This is a genomic window from Saltatorellus ferox (assembly GCA_007751475.1).
Lineage (GTDB): Bacteria > Planctomycetota > UBA1135 > UBA1135.
Genome location: CP036434.1, coordinates 1,593,253 through 1,613,106 on the forward strand (window position 1 = coordinate 1,593,253; position 19,854 = coordinate 1,613,106).

Here is a 19,854-nt window from a genome sequence, read left to right on the forward strand (position 1 = left end):
CGCCTACTCCGACAGTAGACTATGAGCCCGTTGACGGGCCGGTCACAGGCGACCTCGGTCCGCACCTCCCTCAGGCGTTTAGCCGCCGGCTCCCCGGCTCAGTGCGTTGACTGACTCCCGCCCCTCTTTCCTGGCTCCCACCGACACCTTCGTCCGCCGGCACATCGGCCCTGACGAGGAGGCGGAGCAGGAGATGCTGCGCGCCATCGGTGCGGCTTCGCTGGACGAACTCGTCGAGCAGACGATCCCCGCTGGCATCCGTCTGGGCCGTGCGCTCGAGCTGGGTCCAGGCTTCGAGAACGGGCGCGGCGAGGCCGAGGTGCTCGCGGAACTCCATGGGATCGCCAAGAAGAACCGCCTGATGCGGTCGCTGATCGGCTGCGGCTACTCGGGCACGCACACGCCGCCCGTGATCCAGCGGAACATCCTGGAGAACCCGTCGTGGTACACCCAGTACACGCCCTACCAGGCCGAAATCGCCCAGGGGCGGCTCGAGGCGCTGCTCAACTTCCAGACGGTCATCTGCGATCTGACCGGGATGCCGCTTGCGGGCGCTTCGCTCCTCGATGAGGCGACGGCCGCCGCGGAGGCGATGGGTATGGCCTGGACGGCCGCGCGGCAGAAGAAGAAGCGCTTCTTCGTGAGCGCGGACTGCCATCCCCAGACGATCGCCGTCATCAAGACGCGCGCCGAAGCACTCGGGATCGAGGTCGTGGTGGGGGACGCCGCCAGCTGCAGCTTCGACGACCTCTTCGGTGCCATCGTCCAGTACCCGACGACCTACGGGCTCATCGAGGACTACAGCGCGTTCTTCGAGAAGGTTCACGCCGCGGGCGCGCTCGCGATCGTGGCCGTCGACCTCCTGGCGCTCACGCTCCTGCGTGCGCCGGGTGAGTTCGGTGCCGACATCGTCGTCGGCAGCAGCCAGCGCTTCGGCGTGCCGCTCGGCTACGGCGGCCCTCACGCCGCGTTCCTTGCGACGACCGAGGATCACAAGCGGATCATGCCCGGCCGCTTGATCGGTCTGAGCCGCGACACCAACGGCAACCCCGCGCTGCGCATGGCGCTGCAGACGCGCGAGCAGCACATCCGCCGCGACAAGGCGACGTCGAACATCTGCACGGCCCAGGTGCTGCTCGCCGTGATGGCGGGCATGTACGCGGTCTACCACGGGCCGGACGGCCTGCGCGAGATCGGCGCCCGGGTCCACGGCATGACGGAAACGCTGCGCTCGGGCCTGGAGGCCGGCGGCGTCCAGGTCGACGGTGGTCCCGTCTTCGACACGCTGAAGGTTCACGTCGACGACGCCGCTCGCATCCACGCGAAGTCGCGTGAGCACGGCATCAACCTGCGCGAGATCGACGGGAAGACCGTCGGCATCTCGCTGGACGAGCGCACGACGGCGGACGAGATCGCGACGCTCCTGGCGGTCTTCGGCGCCGGATCCCAGTCGGTGAACGACCACGCTTCGCGCGTGGATCTCGGCTACGCGGCGCCGCACGCGCGCACGACGAAGTACCTCGGCCACGAGGTCTTCCAGCAATACCACGCCGAGCATGAGCTCCTGCGCTACATCCACCGTCTGTCGTCGCGCGACCTCTCGCTGACGACGTCGATGATCGCGCTCGGTTCGTGCACGATGAAGCTGAACGCGACCTCGGAGATGTTGCCGGTCAGCTGGCCCGAGTTCGGCGACATGCACCCCTTCGTGCCGCTCGATCAGGCCGAGGGCTACACGCTGATGCTGAACCGGCTCGAGTCGACGCTGGAGGAGATCACCGGCTTCGCGAAGATCTCGCTTCAGCCGAACGCCGGTTCCCAGGGCGAGTACGCGGGCATGCTCTGCATTCGCGCCTACCACAAGGCGCGCGGCCAGGGCCAGCGGACGGTCTGCCTGATCCCGACCTCGGCCCACGGAACGAACCCGGCCTCGGCGGTGATGGCGGGCATGCGTGTCGTCGCCGTGAAGTGCGATAGTCACGGCAACATCGACGTGGACGACCTGCGCGACAAGGCAGAGAAGCACAAGGACGAGCTTTCGGCGCTCATGGTCACGTACCCGTCGACCCACGGCGTATTCGAGACGGCGATCCGCGAGATCTGTGACATCGTTCACCAGAACGGCGGTCGGGTTTACATGGACGGCGCCAACATGAACGCCCAGGTGGGCCTCTGCCGCCCGGCGGACTTCGGCGCGGACGTGTGTCACCTGAACCTGCACAAGACCTTCTGCATCCCGCACGGCGGCGGCGGTCCGGGCATGGGCCCGATCGGCGTGGTCGAGGACCTCGCGGTGTACCTTCCGGGTCACCCGCTGGTCGCGATGGGCGGTTCAGAGTCGTTCGGAACCGTCTCGGCGGCGCCGTGGGGCAGCCCGAGTATCCTGCCGATCTCGTACATGTACATCGCGATGATGGGGGCTGCGGGCCTCAAGCGCGCGACCGAGATCGCGATCCTGAACGCGAACTACATGGCGAAGCGTCTGGAGGACCACTACCCCGTGCTCTTCCGCGGCAAGAGCGGCCGCAACGCACACGAGTTCATCATCGATATCCGTCAGTTCGAGAAGAGCGCGGGCGTCGTGGCCGAGGACGTGGCAAAGCGCCTGATGGACTACGGCTACCACGCGCCGACGATGTCGTTCCCGGTTTCGGGGACGCTTATGATCGAGCCGACGGAGAGCGAGACGAAGAGCGAGCTCGACCGCTTCTGCGACGCGATGATCAGCATCCGCCGCGAGATCGCGGCGATCGAGCGGGGCGAGGCGGATCGCATGGACAACGTCCTCGTGAACGCGCCGCACACCGCGGGCGAGGTGATCGCCGAGAGCTGGACGCACCCCTATTCGCGGGAAGCCGCGGCCTTCCCGGCGAGCTGGACGCGCGAGCACAAGTTCTGGCCGACGGTGGCGCGTATCGACAACGGCTACGGCGACAAGAACCTGATCTGCACCTGCCCCTCCGTCGAGGAGATGGCCGAGGTCAGCGCAGAGGCGCCGGTGCCCGTGGGCAGCGGCAGCTAAAGCGAAGCCGGGGCCGAAGCGTCGCTTCCTGGCGGTACCGCCAGGAAGTGACGCTTCGGCCCCGCTGATCCTCAGAACATGACAGCGAGCGCTGCCTCTGACGCGGCCAGCCTTCCCTGGCTCGTCGGGTCGTAGATGAGCCACTGGAAGTAGAGGCGGGTTCCGGCCGTTGCGCCGGACACGCTGCCCAGATCGTAGCGCAGTGACGCGTGGCCGTTGCCCGGCCCCGAGCCCTCAAGGATCGTCCTGTGGAGCCGCGAGCCCGCGCCGTAGGGGACGTAGAGGGTGCTTCCCTGGAAAGCGGCGCCCGCCGGATAGAAGGCCGTGGCCGACAGAAGGCCCGCCGGTGCGCCGCCTCGCCCGTGCTCGACGGCGATCGTGATCTCGTAGGCGCGGCGCGCGCCCTCCAAGAGGCTCATCCGAGGAACGAATCCGCCGCTGCCTGCGGTTCCTTCCCCGAAGGTAAGCGGCGCGCGCGAAGACTCCGAGAAGAGCCGCGGGCGATCGAAGGGAACCTGTTCCAGCGCGAGCCTGGGGTCGGTCAAGGGCCGCTTCAGGAAGGCAACGAGCGCCGCCTTCTCGGCAGAACTCAACCCCAGCGGGACCATCTGAGGCGCGAGGTTGGGGGCAGTGTGCAGCCCGCCGATGTCGTAGAACTCCACGACGTCCTCCAGCGTCGCCGCGCTCCCGTCGTGGAAGTACGGCGCCGTGAGCTCGACGGCGCGCAGTCCCGGCGTCTTCCACTTTCCGCGATCGCCCAGGTCATGGGACGCCTGCTCTCGGCCCGTGTCGTCGCCGACGGGATCGACGCCGATGTTGTGGAACGCGAAGTCCGTGAGGAGCGGGCCGCCGTGGCACTCCGAGCAGCGTGCGGCTCCGTGGAAGAGGTCGTGTCCCGCGCGCTCCTGGGCCGTCAAGGCCGAGCTGTCTCCCGCGAGAAAGCGATCGAAGGGCACGTCCGTGACGACCAGCGTGCGCATGTAGCTGGCGAGGGCCTGGGCGATCCGAACACCCGTGATGTCCTCATCGCCGAACGCGCGCTCGAAGAGGTGGGGGTAGCGCTGCGCGTTGATGAACTGAGCCATAGCCTGGGGGATCGCTTCGGCGTCCGCCAGCGGGATCATCACGTGCATCTCCTGGGCGAGTTCCGCGGCGGTCCGTCCGACGGTGCTCATCTCCTTGTCGCTGAGGAGCGGTCCGAGGGCCTGGTTTTCCAGCGCGGCACCCGTGGCCGAGATGACCGCGCCGGTGTCCGGGTCGACGAAGGTGTCGTTGGCCCTGCCGTCGAGGAAGAGGTGCGGCGCGTACGCCACGTTCAGGACGCTGGGCGTGCTCCGGCGCGTCGCCTGGGGCCCCATGCCGAAGATCACGTGGGACTCGTAGAGGTGATCGCCGAGGACGCGCGGAAGGCTCGGTGAGCCGAAGACGTCGTCCGGCGTACCGAGCGTCCTGTCGGCGCCAGGGTAGAGCGGAGGCCCGGAGCGCACGCGGGGGTCGGCGAAGCCGGCCGCGGGCTGGTGGCAGGTGCCGCAGGCGACGGTCTTCGTAGCCGAAAGCTGCTCGTCCCAGAAGAGGATCTTGCCGAGCAGGGCCTTCTCGGCCGTGAGCGGGTTCTCCGGCGGCGCGACGGGGGGGCCGAGGTGGGCAAACTGATCCAGCTGAGCGAGAGCCGGGGTTGCGAGGGCCTGGAGGGCCAGGAGCGCAGGAAGGGCGAGGGAGGCGGGCCGGATCGATGGGATGAAGCGCATGGCGGGAAGGGCAGGGGTCGCGGGTGACTCCCCCCTGACTCCGCGCCCCGGATCCCGTCACGCGCTTTTCCCGATCGCCTCTTACACCGCGCTCGCGGGCTGCTGCACGCCCGACGTGAACTCGCCCGGAGGTACGGAACCGGGCGGTACCGCCAGAGCCGCGGTCGGCCTCGTTTCACCGCCCGCTGCTACGCTCTCGTACGTAGATCGGCATCGATCAGTGCGGAGGCGCGTGAACCATGGTTCGCGCACACTTCTCAGGGTATGACGGCTCACCGACTATCTCGCGGTGACCGTACCTATCGAGCAGGCGCCGTCGAGTTCGTCGCCCAGCGGGGCGCCGGGCTCAGTCGTGCTGAGTGCTCACGGTTTGACCAAGTCCTATATCATGGGGGAGGTGACCGTCCATGCGCTGCGGGGCGTGGACCTCGAGCTTCACGCCGGCGAGTTCGTGGTGGTGCTCGGGCCTTCAGGAAGCGGAAAATCGACGCTCCTCAACATTCTCGGCGGCCTCGACGCACCGACTTCGGGTGAAGTTCGGTACGACGGCGGAACGATCTCCGCTGCGGTGGAGCGGGAGCTCACCGCGTATCGCCGCAAGCGCGTCGGATTCGTGTTCCAGTTCTACAACCTGATCCCGAGCCTGACCGCCCTCGAGAACGTCGCGCTCGTGACGGAGATCGCCGACGATCCCATGGATCCGCTGGACGCGCTCCGTCTCGTCGGACTCGAGGCGCGCAATGACCACTTCCCGGCCCAGCTCTCGGGCGGCGAGCAGCAGCGCGTCGCGATCGCGCGCGCTATCTCGAAGCGGCCTGCTCTTCTGCTCTGCGACGAGCCGACCGGCGCGCTCGATATTGCCACGGGCGTGCTCGTCCTGGAGGCGCTTCAGAGAACGAATCGAGAGACAGGCACGTTGACGATGGTCATCACGCACAACCAGGCGATCGCGGACATGGCCCACCGGGTCCTTTCCATCGCCGACGGGCGAATTGTCGGCGACCGACGCAACGAGACGCTCCGGGAGCCCCGGGAGTTGACCTGGTGAGCCCGAAGCCACTTCGCCCGAAAGCCCTCCAGCGCAAGCTCCTCCGCGATCTCTGGGGCCTTCGGGGTCAGCTACTGGCGATCGCGCTGGTCGTGGCGAGCGGTGTGGCGACGTTCCTCACCATGCGTGGCTCGCTGGACTCGCTGTCCCTGGCGATGGAGACCTTCTACGAAGAGCAGCGCTTCGCCGACGTGTTCTGCCAGCTGGAGAGGGCGCCGAAGCGAGCCGCCGAGGAACTGGCTCGCATCCCCGGAGTGCAGCATCTCGAGACGCGCGTCGTGGCCGCCATCACCCTCGAAGTCCCCGGTTCCAGCGCGGCGATCAGCGGCCGGCTCGTCTCGCTGCCCGAGTCGTCGAGCGGCCTTCTCAACGTTCCCTACGTTCTCCGTGGCCGGCTGCCCGAGCCTGGGCGCACGGACGAGGTGACCGTCCACGATGCGTTTGCCCGGGCCCACGGGCTCCAGCCAGGCGACTCGCTCACCGTGATCGTCAACGAGCGCAGGGTGGGCTTCCGGATCGTCGGGACGGCAATGTCCCCCGAGTACGTGGTCACGGTCGCGCCGGGCGCGGTGGTTCCCGACGACAAGCTGTTCGGGATTCTGTGGGCCCGCGAGGCCGTGGTGGCTTCTTCCTTCAACATGGAGGGTGCTTTCAACGACGTCTCCATGAGCGTCCAAGGCAGCGACTCGATCGAGGGGGTACTCGCCGCGGTCGATCGGGTGCTCGATCGGTACGGAAGCCTCGGTGCCATCCAGCGCTCGGAACAGGTGTCGCACTGGGTCCTTCTGAACGAGCTTGACGGGCTGCGGTCCATGGCGGCCGTCCTTCCCAGCACGTTCATGGCGGTGGCCCTTTTTCTCTTCGCGGTCGTGATCGGTCGGATGATTCGAGGGGCGCGCGCCGAGGTGGCGGTCCTCAAGGCATTTGGGTACTCGGATGTGAGCGTCGGGTTGCACTACGGAAGCCTGGTGCTGACCGTGGCCTTGCTCGCGACCTTCGGTGGCGTGGTGGCCGGCGGCTGGATGGAGTCGTCCATGGTGGGGCTCTACGCTCGGAACTTCAGGTTTCCGGACCTCCACGCCGTTCTACGGCCGGCGCTCGTGCTGCAGGCGGTGTGCATCGCACTCAGCGCCGGCTTGCTCGGCGCCGCGCGAGCCCTCATGGGTGTGATGGCGTTGCCCCCCGCCGAGGCCATGCATGAGCCCGCCCCGCTCGCCTACCGACCGACGTTCCTGGAGAGGATCGGCCTGGCCCGCAGGCTCCCGATCACCTGGCGGATCATTCTTCGGAACGTGGAACGTCAGCCCGGGCGTTCGTTTCTCGGCGTCCTCGGGGCCGCCAGCGGCGGAGCCCTCCTGCTCTCAGGACTCGCCTTGCAGGACTCCATCGGGACCGTGCTTTCGCTCCAGTTCGACGTGCTCCAGCACGAGGATGTCAGCGTCACGCTGGGCGGTCCGAGGGGAATCAACGCAGTCGAGGAGCTCAGGCGACTGCCCGGGGTCCGCAACGTCGAAGGCTACCGCATGGTCCCGGCGAGGATTCGCTCGGGCGTTCGCTCACGCCGCGTGTTGATCGAAGGCCTGCCCACCCGCTCGACGCTCCGGCCCCTCGTAGACGATCATGGGCGCGCCCTGCCCTTCGAGCGGGAGGGCCTCGCCATCACGGAAACGCTGGCGACAGCGCTTGGCGTGGCGCCGGGGGATTCGGTTCAGATCGAACTGCTCGACGGCCGCCGCGGCACCCGGCGCGAGGTCATCGGTCAGGTGTTCCCCTCGTTCGTCGGGCTCGGCGCGCGGATGCCGCTGGAGAGCTTGACGAAGTGGACGGGCGACGCGCCGTCCATCAACGGAGCCCACCTGGTGGTGGACGAGGACCAGCGGCTGCAGCTGATGCGAACGTTGATCCAGCTGCCTCTTGTGGCCGGCGTCGGATCGAAGGTCGACGCCATGCGGCAGTTCAACGAGATGAGCGCGGAGAACATGCGCTTCATGGCCTTCTTTCTGGTGATGTTCGCCTCCATCCTCACGGGCGGCGTGGTCTACAACAACGCCCGCATCGCGCTGGCCGAGCGGGGCCGCGAGTGGGCCTCGATGCGCGTGCTGGGCTACGAGCGCTCGGAGATCTCCGTGATCCTGCTCGGAGAGCTCTGGCTGCTCACGCTCGTTTCTCTGCCGATCAGCATGGGGCTCGGCTACCTCCTCGCCTGGGGGACCCTGGCGAGCGTGGGCAGTGAGATGTACAGCCTGCCCCTCGTGCTCCATCCCAGCTCCTACGCCATGTCGATCCTCGTGGTCGTCGCCGCTTCCGTCGCCGCCGGCCTTCTTGTCCGACGGCGCCTCGACACTCTTCACCTGATCGAGGTCCTGAAGACACGCGCTTGAAGGCGCCTTGCCAGCCAGATCCGTGAAACGAATCCTGTTTACCATCGGCGCGATCGTCCTCGTGAGTGCCATCGTCTACGTCGCGTACAGGCCCGCGCCCGTCACCGTGGAAACCGCCAGCGTCACGCGGGGGGAGCTCACCGTCACGCTCGACGAGGAGGGTTTCACCCGCGTCCGCGAGCGGCATCTCGTGCTCGCTCCGCTGGACGGGCTGCTGCACAGGATCACGCTGGACCCGGGGGATGACGTCGTGGCTCAGACGACCCACATCGCGACGGTCGAACCGCTGGCACCAGGACTCTTGGACGAGCGCTCGGTCGCCATGGCGGAAGCGCGAGTGGGGGCGGCCCGTGCGGCGGTGAAGCGAGCGCGGGAGCTGGAGCTGACGGCGAAGAAGCTCCTGGCCTCCGCGCGCGATGAGGTGGAGCGCTTGCGCCGGAGCGGGTCGGCCACGAGTCAGATCAGCGTGACCCATGCGGAGCGGGAAGCGCTCTTCCGCGAAGGGGAACTGGCTGCGGCCGGGGCGTCGATCCGCGTCGCTGAGTATGACCTGGAGCAGGCGACGGCCGCTCTTCTCCTCGCTCGCCCCCAGGGGGAGGACGGAGCCCCGCCGCCCTCGCCTCCGAAGCGGATGCTCATCGTTCGTGCTCCCGCGGATGGAAAGGTCCTGCGCGTTCTCCGGATGAGCGAAGGCCCGGTCCGCATCGGCGAGCCCCTGGTCGAGCTCGGTGACACCCATCAACTGGAGATCGTCGCGGACTACCTGACCACCGAGGCCGTTCGGATCCGGCCGGGCATGGAGGCGACCATCGGGGGCTGGGGAGGTGAGAGCGAACTGGTCGCTCGGGTGCGTCGGGTGGAGCCGTCCGCCGTGACCAAGGTCTCCTCCCTCGGGATCGAAGAGCAGCGCGTCAACGTGATCCTGGACCTCGCCAGCTCGGGGGAAGAGAGCGCCGGGCTGGAGGACGGCTTCCGCGTGGAGGTCCGAGTGACGGAGTGGCGCGGGAAGGACGTGCTGCTCGTGCCGGAGGGCGCCCTCGTCAAGGATGCGGAGGGCTGGTTCGTCTTCGTGCTCGACGGCCACCGGGCCTGGCGCACGGCGGTGAAGCCGGGCCACCGCGACGGGCGACAGGTCGAGATCCTATCCGAGCTGGCGCCCGGGACGGAGGTGCTGCTCTACCCGGGCGACCGCGTGGGGGACGGGGTCAGGATCGAGCGGCGCTGATCCTCAGAACACCACGGCGAGCGCCGCCTCCCGGGCTGGTGGGATTCCCTTGAGGGTCCTCAGACCGCGGTCGCGGGCTGCCGGACCCCTGACGAGAACTCCGCCGCCAGGAACTCGTCGATCCCCTCGCCGCTGACGGGCCTGGAGAAGTAGAAGCCCTGGCCCAAGTCTGCGCCCAGCGTCCGGAGCTCGTCGGCGTGGTTGATGGACTCGACGCCCTCGGCCACCACGTGGAGCTTGAAGGCCTTGGCCATCCCGATCACGGCCTCGACGATCGCGCCGTCGGAGAGGTGATCGAGCGGGCCGCCGTTGCCGCCGCGCACGAACGCCTGGTCGATCTTCAGCACGTCGACGTTGAAGTGCTTCAGGTGCGCGAGGTTCGAGTAGCCCGTGCCGAAGTCGTCGATGGCGAGGCGGATGCCGAGGGTCTTCAGCTCGTTCATGACCCGGATCGTGTTCTCGACGTCGCCGAGGACGGCGGACTCGGTGATCTCCAGCTCCAGGAACTTCGGGTCGAGGCCGCTCATTTCGAGGGCGTTGCGAACCTCGTCCACGAGGTTCGGGTTGCGGAACTGGATGGGGGATAGGTTGACCGCCACGACCACGTTGTGCTGCTGCCAGCGCACCGCATCCATGCACGCCTTCTCCAGGATCACGCGGCCCAGCTCCATCACGAGCCCGGACTCCTCGGCGAACGGAATGAAGAGGTCCGGGCCGACGAAGCCGCGCGTCGGATGGATCCAGCGCACGAGGGCCTCGAGGCTCTCGGTGACGCCGCTCTTCAGGCCGACCTTCGGCTGGTAGACCACCGTGAACTCGTCGCGCTCCAGCGCATGACGGAAGTCCGTTTCGAGGGCGAGGCGCTCGGGTGCGCCCTCCAGCATCTCCTCCGAGAATACGATGGCCTGGGCCTTGCCCGCTGCCTTGGCCCTGTACATGGCGATGTCAGCGCGCTGGGCCGCCTGCTCGGCGTCGATCCCGACGAGGTCGGTGACGACGCCCATGCTGGCGCTGATGAAGACCTCGACGCGGTCGTCGCTGTCGTGGCCGATGCCCTTGCCGAGCTCGAACGGCGGCGCGAGCGCGGCCTGGATGCGCCGCGCGATGTCGGCGCCGCGGTTCTGCCCGCCGTCTTCGCTGCCCTCGAGCCCGGAACAGAGCACGATGAACTCGTCGCCGCCCTGGCGCGCGAGGAGGTCGCGCTCGCCGAGGCACGTGCCGATGCGCGCGGCGGTGTGGATCAGAAGCTGGTCGCCGACGCCGTGGCCGTACGAGTCGTTGACGAGCTTGAACCCGTCGAGGTCGATGAAGAGAACGGCGGCGGACTCGCGCTCCTCCGGGGTCTCCTCGTCGAAGCGCTGGGCGAAGCGGCGGCGGTTCGGCAGCCCCGTGAGCGGGTCGTGCAGGGCTTGGTGCCGGAGCTCTTCCTCCAGTCGCTTCGCGTCCGTGATATCGCGCGCGTTGAGCACGATGCCCTGGATGTCCTGGTGCGCCGTCAGGTCGGTGGCGCGGACGTCGAACACGCGCGCGCTGCCGTCGGCGCCCCGGAGGGTCAGCTCGGTGTTCTCCTGGGCCAGCAGCTCCTCGACCGAGAGTCCGATCAGCGAGTCGATCGAGCACTCGAGGGACTCGGCGGCCTCGATCGCTTCGTCGTGCGCGCCCGATTGGATGGCGCGCTCGATGGCCGTGGCCGCGCGCAACGCTTCCTCGGCGGAGCGCTCGCGTTCGACGGCACCGTTGCACGACGCCGTCGAGACGGCGTCACTCAGGATCCCGGCCGAGGGCGTGGCGTAGCGCACGCTCCCGCCGGGCTCCAGCACGACGATCAGGTCGGAGGAGTTCTGGACCAGCTCGCGGAAGCGCGACTCGCTGGCGGCCACGGCGTCGAGACGCTCCTTCTGCAGCTCGATCGTGCGGCGAGCGCGAACGCGTCCGAGGCCGAGCACCAGCAGCATGGAGGCGAAGAGCGTGATGAGCGCCGCCGCCATCGTGACGCGGTTCGCGACGCTCGCTGCGGCGGTCGCGACCTCTCCGTCCCGCGCACGCAGGGCCTCGAGCGCCGCTTCGAATTCCCCGAAGTTCATGTCCCAGTACTTGAGCCGGGCGCGCATGCGATCGCTGCTGAGGTTCATCATCCCCATCGCACCCTGGATGCCGCTCAGGAAACGATGGGTGCCCTCCTCGAGCTGCGCCAGAAGCTCGGGCGCGGCTTCGTTGCCCAGGCGGCTGTCCCAGGTGGCGCAGTCCGCCTCCAGCTCCTTCAGCGCTTCCAGACGCGCGTAGATCCCCTGGCGCTTCTGCTGCTCCTCGCCCCGTATCCGGATGAAATCCATGCGCTCGTCCGCCATGAGCTGGGTCATCGCGCGCCAGACGACCGTGTGCTGGGCGGTGGCCGCGACTTCCAGCGCGGTCAGCTCGACCATGACGTTGCGCCGCTGATCGGCGTGGTCGCGCAGGGACACGGCGACCATGATGAGCCCGCTTGCCGCGGCGGCGACGACGGTCAGTGCGACCCAGAGGGGCCAGTTCCGAGGCTTGCGACGGGCGGCGGTCGGGGAGCTTCCCTGGGGGGAAGCGGGGGCAGAGTCGGTCATGGCGCGGACCCGGTGGTCGATCGTGGAGGGGGCGAACGGTCGGCTCCGGGGGAGGCGCCGCTCCTTGAAGATCGGCCATTTTTTCCGGGAGCCTGAGCGAGAAGTCGCCAACCCAGGCCCGGGCCAGCGCTACGAAAGCGCCGCCAGCTCGTCGCCCCAGTTGCCGCCCAGGATCGGGTAGCGGCACCAGGTCTTCGGATCGAGGTTCTCGTCGTCCAGGTGAAACGACGGCGCGATTCGCTCGCGCTTCCACTGGTTCCGCACCCACAGACCGTAGAAGCGCCGGACCCAGCCCTTCAGGTCCTCGCGGTCGAACTCGGGGAAGCGGCCGCCGAGGGCATCGAGCACCGCCTGCGGCGCGAGTCGATCGCGGATGTAGAGCTCCTCGATCGCGTCCAGCACGGGATAGGGCATCAGGTCGTCCTCGTCGCGCTGACTCGCGGACTTCGGACGGAGTTCGGCCGTCGGCTGCTGGGCGGTGATGACGGACATGGACGGGAAGGGGCCGATGCCGCTCGGGCCGGTCTTCTCCATCCAGCGCAGCCACGCGAGCACGAAGCTCTTGTCGACGCCCGAGATCGGGGCGAGGCCGCCGCTGGAGTCGCCGTCCATCGTGGTGTAGCCGACGGCCGCCTCCGAGCGGTTGCTCGTCGCCATGAGGATCGAGTTGTGCTCGTTCGCGAGGGCCCAGATGGAGGGGCTGCGCACGCGCGCCTGCAGGTTCTGGAGCGTGATGTCGTCGCGCTCCCAGGTGAGTTCGCGGCCGAGCGCCGCCTCGATCGCGGCGCGGTAGGCGGTGAGCATCGGCTGGACGTCCACCACGTGATAGCGTGCGCCGAGGGCCTCCGCGACCGTCGCCGCCGCGTGCCGCGTGACGTCGCCGCTGTTCTCGGTGGGCTGGTACGCGCAGATCAGGAGCTGCTCGACCAGCGGCTTCGACGCGTCGATGCGGAGGCGCTCTGCGAAGCGCTCGACGCCCAGCTCGGCGGTCCCGAGCTGCACCATCAGCGCCACGAGCGCCGCGCAGGTCGCGGAGTCCGCGCCGCCCGACAGCGACACGACGTAGCCACGGCTATGGGCCTTGCGCATGTAGTCGAAGAGCGCGATCGCCTCGGCGCGCGTGAACTCCTCGAACGCGAGCACCGAGTCCATGCCGCGCTCCCATTCGGGGAGCGGCTTCGCAGGCACGGGCGGCTTCGCCTCCGGCCAGTCGAAGGGCACCGCGACCAGCATGCCCTCGGGGTCCTCCACGGTGCTCGGTGCGCTGACGGTTCGGCGGTAGCCGCGGCGGACGACCTCCAGGTCGATGCTGGCGTCCGTGAGGCAGACGTCGTCGAAGCTGAAGCGCGGCGTCACCGCTTCGAGGTTGCCGTCGACCGCGATGAAGCAGGCGCCGTCGTAGAGCGCGCGCCCCGCTTCGTTGCCGACGAGGTTCGAGTAGACGTACACGGCGTGGAGCGAGCGGCTCGCGTCGCACACGAGGCGCTCGCGGCGGGCGCGCTTGCCGAAGGCGAAGTGGCTCGCGCTCGGGTTCAGGATCGCGTCGACGGCGAGCGCTGCGAGGCGCGCGCCGGGTCGATCCGACACCCAGGCGTCCTCGCAGATCTCGAAGCCGAATCGGTAGCCGCCGATGTCGAAGACGAGCTCGCCCATGGGGATCTTCTTCGCGCCATCGAAGGTGGGGAGGTCGCGCGCCGAGATCATCACGCTCTTCTGCGGCGGCCAGGGCCTGAACCAGCGCGGCTCGTAGTGGATGCCGTCGCCGGCGAGGTGCTGCTTGGCCGCGATGCCGACGAGCTTGCCGTCCGCGATGAGGGCCGCGCAGTTGTAGAGCGCGCCGCGGTGGAGGACCGGCAGCCCGACGCCCACGACCATCCCGGCCGTCACGTCGCTGCAGAGGGCGCTGAGCGACTCCCACGACCGGTGCTCGATGTGGGCCGCGTGGAAGGCGTCCTCGCAGCCGTAGCCCGGCAGCGCGAGCTCGGGCAGCAGCACGACGGTGGCCCCTCGGCGGCGGGCCTCCGCGATCGCGCGCTTGCACCGATCGAGGTTGCCGGACCAGTCGAGTGGAGTTTGGTTGACCGCCGCAGTGGCGAAGTGGATGCGATCCATGGCAGCTTGTAGGGGCACCGGAACAGGCGTGATGATAAAGTGTATATCCTACACTTAGCCGCCGGGCAACCCATGGGAACCTATTTCAAGCAACAGGACCTCGACCGACTTCGAGACTTACGGGCCACTCTTCTCGGAATGGAGGACCGATCCGAGGGCGAGGCGGCCCCCAGGTACTGGCAGGACCGCCGCGACATCGAGCTCTACGACCAGATCTTCGCGGCGCGGATCGGCTGGAAGTGGGACGCGGTGCTCGACGAGATCGAGGATCGGCATGGCTTGCCCGCGCCGAAAACCGTGGTCGACTGGGGGACCGGCACCGGGATCGCGGCCCGGAAGGTCCTCGGCCGGATGCCCGGGATCGAGTCGATCACGCTCTTCGATCGGGACCACGCCGTGCTCGCCTTCGCCAGGCGCTCGGTGGCCGAGGCCTTCCCGGCCGTCCAGGTGATCGCGGTCACGGAGCCTCCCGAGGACGCGGCGGACCTCGCGCTCGCGAGCCACGTGCTCGACGAACTCGACGAAGAGGGGCTCGGTGTCCTGCACGGCACGATCGCCCGCGCGGGCCACGTCCTCTGGGTCGAGCCGGGGTCGAAGCGTACGTCGCGCGAGCTCGTCCGTCAGCGGGAGTCCTTGCTCCAGGACTTCCAGGTCCTCGGCCCCTGCACCCACCAGGCGAGCTGCGGCATGCTGACTCCGGATCACAAGCGCGACTGGTGTCACCTGTTCGCCAAGGCGCCCGCCGAGGTCCACACGACGGGGGAGTGGTCCGAGATCCACCGCGAGCTGCGCATCGATCTGCGGAGCCTGCCGTACTCGTTCCTGGCGCTTCGGCGCCGCGATCTCGGCCTGGCGGATCCGAAGCAGGAGGGCGCGCGCCTCTTGCAAAGGCCGCGCTTCCAGCGCGGTCGCGTGCTGCTCGATCTCTGCGACGCGGATGGCGTGCGCGAGTCGCAGATGCTCCAGCGCCAGGACAAGGCGTTCTTCAAGGACCTCAAGAAGTCGCCGAGCGACTTCCGCTTCCTGAAAGAAACGGACGCCGGGATCGAGCCCGTTTGATGACAGGCCTCGGGCGATAGCCGATAGACTCCCGGCCCATGGGATCCACTCGAAGGTCGATCGCGGTCTTCGGGGCCCTGACGGTGATGTGCATCTCCTCGCCGGGGCAGACGTTCGTCATCTCGAACTTCACCGAGGCGATCGGCGGGAGCCTCGATCTCGAGGCCTCCGACCTGGCGGCCGCGTACCTGATCGGAACGCTGGCCTCGGCGGCGTCCCTGACGCACGCGGGGAGGCTCGCGGACAGGATCGGCCCGCGCTACCTGGCGGCGGTCGCCTCGGTCGGCCTGGCGCTCGCCGGCTTCGCGCTCTCACGCGCCGCGGGCTTCGTCTCGCTCGCGGCCGCCTTCTATCTCCTGCGCTTCTTCGGCCAGGGCGTGCTGACGCTCTCCTCGAGCCATGCCCTAGCGCTCCGCTTCGACGCGAAGCTCGGCTCGGTCGAGGGAATCAAGGGCGCGACGTTCTCCGGCGCGATCGCCGCCGCGCCGCAGATCGCCGTGGCGCTGATCGAGAGTCATGGCTGGCGCGAGGCCGCGTGGAGGATGTCGGCGGGCGCGGGTTTGATCGGGCTTTTCGCAGCGTTCGTCCTGCTCGACAAGGACCCGAAGAAGAAGCCGCTCGCGTCTGCCGCTGATGCTGCCGCTGACGCCATCACCACCCCGACCGAGCCGAGCTTCACGCTTTCCGAGGCGCGCCGTACGCGCGCGTTCTGGATCCTCGTCGGCTCGAGTTCGTACCTCGGCGCGGGGCTCACCGCCGTTCACTTTCTCCTCCAGACCCTGCTCGGCGAGGCGGGCCTGGGCGAGGAGGTCGCCGCCGCGACCTTCGTGTCGTTCGCAGCCTCAGGTCTCCTGTCCACCCTCGTCGGCGGGGTGCTCGTGGACCGCAAGGAGCCCGCGCGCATCCTGGCGACAGGCCTTGTGCTCCTCCTGATCGGGATGGCCGGGACGGCCCTCGCACCGACCCCGGTCCTGGCGCACGCGGGCATGGCGGCCCTGGGCATCGGCCACGGGTTGATGGGGGCCGTGGGCGGCACGACGCTGGCGCGCTTCTTCGGAAGGGCCCATCACGGCGCGATCCGCGGAGCGTCATCGACTGCGGTGGTCACCGGGGCCGCGCTCGGACCCTACCTCGCCGGGGTGCTCGCGGGCTTCGTCGGCGGCTACTCGAACGCGGTGGTGGTGATGACGCTGGCAGCGCTGCCGCTCCCTTTCCTCGCCTGGACGCTGCGGCGCCCCTGACGTTCGAGGGCGCGGGCACCCTTTCGCTGTTGTCAGAGCGTCGATAAGCTCCGAAACCATGACGGAACTTGCAGCCAAGGGTCTTCGCGACCGCTCGGACCTTCGCGAGGCGGTGGACGCCAAGCTTGGATCCGGAGCGGGGATTTCGGTCGGGGAAGCCTGGGCCATGCTCTCGAACCTGGAGCGCGTCGAGTGGATCGTCGGCGAGTTCTGGTTCGGCATTCGCGGGCACAACTTCCACCTCTGGATCCAGGGCCACGCACAGGGGGATCTCGATGGGCCGCGGTGGGTGGCGGCGATCGGTCGGGTCGTCGAGACGGTCGATCCCGAGATCGGGCTGCTCATGCGCTGGACCGCCGAGCGTGGGCGCGCCGTGCGGGCGGAAGAGCGTGGGGAGCCCATGTTCAGCATCGTGACGCCCGTCTGGGAACCCGTGCTCGACCGCGCGGTCGACATACTGTTCGATTTGATCGAGCGCTGGCCCGAGGAGCTGGTGCTGGAGGACATGGAAGCCGGCGATCCGCCGCAGCGGTCGATCGCCCTGCCCACGGAAGGGGCTTGCCGCTATCCCGGCTGCGCCGTGGGCTTCACCGACCGTGCGACCGAAGAGTGCCTCGTCGTCGCGTCGGGGCCGCACGGGGCGCAGAGCGCTGCCATGTACGCGCTCTGGAAACACGGCGCGCCGGATGACGAGCTGGAGCGGTTCTACCGGGAGGTTCCGCCCGGTGGCAAGGGGATGCCGGAGGCGCTCGCGGCCTGGGTCGACTTCGACGGCTCGGGGTCCGCGCTGTCCACCGAACAGCTGGATGAGTTCCGGCGCGCTCTGGACCCCATCGCCGAGATCCTGGGGATCGAGTCCTCGGACGGCGCGAAGCTCCATCGCGTCAAGACCTCGAAGCTCGATGGCCTGACCGAACAGCTCGAGCCCTACGGCGCGATCCGGGTGGTGACCGATCAGTCCACGAACTTCCTGATCAGTCTCGGCAGAGCCCTTCGCATGGACCCGGTGCTGCTGCTCGTGGACTCGGCGGACATGCAGACGGACGAAGAAGTCACCATGCTGCTGCACGCGATCTGGACCGGCCATTTCGTGGTGATGGGGGGCGATGCTCCGGGCGCACGTACGCTCCTCAAAAAAATCGAGGAGAATCGGCCCGCCTGAGGCCGGCAGTGCGGACCGCATGGGTCGGAGAGTTTTTTCTTCTCCGCCATCGCTTGTCCTCCTGCATCCTGGCGACTGTGAATTCGACCTCTCCCCGCGCTGACCGTTCCCTTACCAGAGGCGCTGCGCGAGCTGGCCGCGGCCTTGCCTTGGCCCTTCTGGGCTGGAGCCTCGCCCTGGCTTCCTGCGGCGGGGGAGCAAGCGAAGCGGACATTGGATCGGGAGGCGGATCGGGAGGCGGATCCGGAGGTGGCAGCGGGGGAGGCGGAGGCGGGACACCACCCGCCGCCATCGATGACAGCGGGCTCCCCTCCCTTCCAGGCGTACGCGTTCCAGCCTGGCAACCGCTCGAGCTGACCTTCGAGACGGGCGTTCTATCACCGATTCACGCGGGAGCGCCCGACGAGAACGACGCCTCGCCCGGCAACCCCTGGCTCGACTGGAGGATGGACCTGCGGCTCGTTCGTCCCGATGGCGGAATCGTGCGGGTGCCCGGTTTCTTCGCGGGCGACGGAGCAGGCGGCGGCCGCGGCAGCGTCTGGAAGGTGCGCTTCACGCCGCCCGCCATCCCCGGCAGCTGGAGCGCGACCGCGATCCTGCGCTATGGCGAAGCGATCAACCTCGACACGCCGAACTCGACGGCGGGGATCCCGGTCTTCGGCCGCACGCTTCGGCTGCTGGTCGACCCGCCGGATCTGGGGGCGCCGGGCTTCTTCGCGCGCGGCCCGATCGAAGCCGACGGCGCCGGGCGCCTGCGCCATGCGGATCGCTCGCTCTTCGTGAAGGCGGGCGTCGGCAGCCCCGAGAACTTCCTCGGGTACGCTGGCTTCGACGGCGCCGTGGACGGCATCGACGGCGGGCCACCCGGGGAATTCGGAGGCGCGCCTGATTTTCTCCACGAGTTCGAAGCGCATCGCGGCCACTGGCGCGCGGGCGATCCCGATTGGGGCGGCGGCCGTGGCCGCCCGATCATCGGCGCGCTCAATGACCTGGCGGACCTCGGGGCGAACGCGATCTACGTCATGCCCATGAACCTCGGCGGCGACGGTCGAGACACGTTCCCATTCGTTTCCAACAGCGGCGGCGCGCGGTTCCCGGCCGACCCGGCCGACGCGCTGAACTACGCGGTGCGGCGGCTTTCCCAGTGGGACCTCGTCCTTCGCCACGCCCAGGCCCGAGGCATCCTCGTCCAGCTCGTGCTCGCCGAACGAGAGCCCACGAACATCGATTGGCTCGGCGGAGCGATGAGCACGCGGCGGCGCCTCTTTCTCAAGCAGCTCGCCGCGCACTTCGGCTACCTGCCTGGCCTCGAGTGGACGCTTTGCGAGGAGAACGCCGCGCCCGGCGCCTCGACGTTCGCCCAGTTCACGCCGCTGGAACTCCGCGACATGGCCACGTGGATTCGCGGCTGGGATCACCTGCGCCATCCGCGCTCGGTTCACGTCGACTACAACGATCTCTCGCTCTACAGCGCGATGATCGCGAGCGGCGCCGCGAACTGGATCGACTGCGTGTCGCTCCAGATCAGCGGCGACGAGGCCGGCACCGCGCGCCTCTATGGCGACCTCGCCGAAGACGTCGCGGGCCGCTTCCTGAACATCGGACGCCGCGTGGTCGTGCACATCGACGAGCCGGGCTACTACCTCACGGGAGCCGGGTCCGAGCTTCACCCGAACGCGTGGGCGAACGCGCCGCATGCGGGGACCGAGGATCGCAGGCGTCGCGTTCTCTACGACTCGCTCTTCTCGGGGGCGGGCCTGCTCTGGTACTTCGGGCTCTACCCCCTGGAGGATGGCGGCGGTGACCTTCACACGGAGGACTTCAGGACTCGTGCCACGCTCTTGCGCCAGACCACCATCGCTCGCGAGCTGATCGAGACCACGTTCCGTGACGTCGGGCAGTTCGGCGCCGCGGACGACCTCTGGACGAGCGCGGTGGCGCCGCTGCATCCCGTGTACGGTGACGCCGAAGTCCTCGCCCAGGTCAGCGGCCCGCTCGGCGGCGCCCAGCGCGATCGCGTGCTGGTGTACCTGCCGGCGCTCGGCCCGTCTGCCTCCGTCTCGCCCGGTCGTCTGGCTCCGTTGTGGAGCGGCGCTCCCGGGACCCGTACCTTCCGAGCCACCTGGATCAACCCGCGAACGGGGATCGAGCAGGGGCCGGATCAGTTCTTCGATCCCACGCAGGCCTTCTGGCCGGAACCGCCCGCGGGCGCCCCGCTGAACCCGGATGTCGACTGGGTCCTGCGGGTGACGCCGCTCTGAA

11 protein-coding genes are annotated in these 19,854 nt (G+C 68.8%); 8 read left to right on the top strand and 3 right to left on the bottom strand.

Features of this window, described 5'->3' with window-relative positions:
• The first annotated feature begins 106 nt into the window (after positions 1-106).
• Entirely contained in the window at positions 107-3,022 is a 2,916-nt protein-coding gene (gcvP, locus tag Poly30_RS05870) for an aminomethyl-transferring glycine dehydrogenase (protein WP_145195232.1), read from the top strand.
• 71 nt (positions 3,023-3,093) lie between these two features.
• Here the strand turns inward: gcvP and Poly30_RS05875 are convergent, their stop codons facing one another.
• Positions 3,094-4,770 carry a cytochrome-c peroxidase gene (locus Poly30_RS05875; protein WP_145195234.1) on the bottom strand — a complete coding sequence of 559 codons (1,677 nt, stop codon included), beginning with the start codon at positions 4,768-4,770 and terminating at the stop codon, positions 3,094-3,096.
• Between the two features lie 388 nt (positions 4,771-5,158).
• Here Poly30_RS05875 and Poly30_RS05880 point away from each other — a divergent pair, with 388 nt between their 5' ends.
• The 3 genes from Poly30_RS05880 to Poly30_RS05890 are packed head-to-tail and all read left to right on the top strand — an operon-like array spanning position 5,159 to position 9,424.
• A complete protein-coding gene (locus Poly30_RS05880) occupies positions 5,159-5,818 on the top strand; it encodes an ABC transporter ATP-binding protein (protein WP_145205971.1) in 660 nt (219 codons plus the stop codon).
• Positions 5,815-8,199 carry an ABC transporter permease gene (locus tag Poly30_RS05885; protein WP_145195236.1) on the top strand — a complete coding sequence of 795 codons (2,385 nt, stop codon included), beginning with the start codon at positions 5,815-5,817 and terminating at the stop codon, positions 8,197-8,199. The genes Poly30_RS05880 and Poly30_RS05885 overlap by 4 nt, the downstream gene beginning before the upstream one ends.
• Before the next feature lie 22 nt (positions 8,200-8,221).
• Positions 8,222-9,424 carry an efflux RND transporter periplasmic adaptor subunit gene (locus Poly30_RS05890; RefSeq protein WP_145195238.1) on the top strand — a complete coding sequence of 401 codons (1,203 nt, stop codon included), beginning with the start codon at positions 8,222-8,224 and terminating at the stop codon, positions 9,422-9,424.
• Between the two features lie 59 nt (positions 9,425-9,483).
• Here Poly30_RS05890 and Poly30_RS05895 read toward each other — a convergent pair whose 3' ends face one another.
• Together Poly30_RS05895 and nadE are read right to left on the bottom strand one after the other, a co-directional pair.
• A complete protein-coding gene (locus tag Poly30_RS05895) occupies positions 9,484-12,018 on the bottom strand; it encodes a putative bifunctional diguanylate cyclase/phosphodiesterase (RefSeq protein WP_145195240.1) in 2,535 nt (844 codons plus the stop codon).
• A gap of 129 nt (positions 12,019-12,147) precedes the next feature.
• On the bottom strand, positions 12,148-14,130 hold the full coding sequence (gene nadE / locus Poly30_RS05900) for an NAD(+) synthase (protein WP_145195242.1): 1,983 nt from the start codon (positions 14,128-14,130) through the stop codon (positions 12,148-12,150).
• 72 nt (positions 14,131-14,202) lie between these two features.
• On the opposite strand from nadE, the gene Poly30_RS05905 reads away from it, so the two are divergent.
• The 4 genes from Poly30_RS05905 to Poly30_RS05920 all read left to right on the top strand — a co-directional run bounded on the left by Poly30_RS05905 (position 14,203) and on the right by Poly30_RS05920 (position 19,853).
• Positions 14,203-15,189, top strand: coding sequence for a small ribosomal subunit Rsm22 family protein (locus Poly30_RS05905; RefSeq protein ID WP_145195243.1), 987 nt, complete (start codon positions 14,203-14,205; stop codon positions 15,187-15,189).
• A gap of 38 nt (positions 15,190-15,227) precedes the next feature.
• Positions 15,228-16,430 carry an MFS transporter gene (locus Poly30_RS05910; protein ID WP_145195245.1) on the top strand — a complete coding sequence of 401 codons (1,203 nt, stop codon included), beginning with the start codon at positions 15,228-15,230 and terminating at the stop codon, positions 16,428-16,430.
• 58 nt (positions 16,431-16,488) lie between these two features.
• Positions 16,489-17,592: a hypothetical protein gene (locus tag Poly30_RS05915; protein WP_145195247.1), complete on the top strand. Its 1,104-nt coding sequence runs from the start codon at positions 16,489-16,491 to the stop codon at positions 17,590-17,592.
• A 149-nt stretch (positions 17,593-17,741) separates the two neighbouring features.
• Positions 17,742-19,853, top strand: a complete 2,112-nt coding sequence (locus tag Poly30_RS05920; RefSeq protein WP_145195249.1) for a DUF5060 domain-containing protein — start codon at positions 17,742-17,744, stop codon at positions 19,851-19,853.
• Position 19,854: the final 1 nt, after the last annotated feature.